Raw genomic sequence first — 703 nt, forward strand, 5'->3', positions numbered from 1 at the left:
GTAGTGTGGCGCGAGAACTAGATGAGCAGTGGGCGGATTCGCTTACTATCCTTTACGGTGGAAGTGTAAACAGCAAAACAGCGAAAGAGTTGTTTGCTCAACCGGATATCGATGGCGGTCTAGTAGGTGGAGCGTCACTTAAAGTTGATGAGTTTTTTGAGATTTGTCAGTCGGCCTGACGAATCGAGTTTGTAGTAGGTTGCGAGTAATATGGAATTTTTAGAAACAACGGTAATCGTAGTTCACATCTTGGTGTCGTTGGCGCTTGTTGTTCTTGTGCTATTGCAGCAAGGAAAAGGCGCAGAAGCGGGAGCCTCTTTTGGTGGCGGTGCTTCNCAAACAGTATTCGGTAGCCAAGGTAGCGGTAACTTCCTGACAAAGTCTACAAAATGGTTGGCTGTTGTATTTTTCGCGACCAGTATTAGTCTTGCTTATATTGCTAAAGAGCAAGCTGCATTGAGTGTTCAAGAAGCGACGACGCTTTCTACGCTAGAAACTCAAGAAAATTCTGAAGAAAGCCTTGAGTTGGAAGCGCAAAACGAAGACAATGCCGCTCCTGAATTGGAGTAGCCAATAAGTTTTCACTTAATTGAGTTAATCAATTGAGTATGCCGATGTGGTGGAATTGGTAGACACGCCATCTTGAGGGGGTGGTGAGCTATGCTCGTGACGGTTCAAATCCGTCCATCGGCACCAATAATAA

The 703-nt window shown here is 45.3% G+C and carries 2 protein-coding genes and 1 tRNA gene; all 3 read left to right on the plus strand.

Going from position 1 to position 703, the window contains the following annotated elements; all coding sequences use genetic code 11:
- A partial coding sequence (locus tag A3762_RS02165; RefSeq protein WP_197468947.1) for a triose-phosphate isomerase occupies positions 1–179 on the plus strand: 179 nt, incomplete at its 5' end.
- A 31-nt stretch (positions 180–210) separates the two neighbouring features.
- Positions 211–570: a preprotein translocase subunit SecG gene (gene secG, locus A3762_RS02170; RefSeq protein WP_068476836.1), complete on the plus strand. Its 360-nt coding sequence runs from the start codon at positions 211–213 to the stop codon at positions 568–570.
- Between the two features lie 40 nt (positions 571–610).
- A tRNA-Leu gene (locus tag A3762_RS02175) sits at positions 611–696 on the plus strand.
- Positions 697–703: the final 7 nt, after the last annotated feature.

The sequence above is a fragment of the Oleiphilus sp. HI0125 genome (assembly GCF_001635355.1).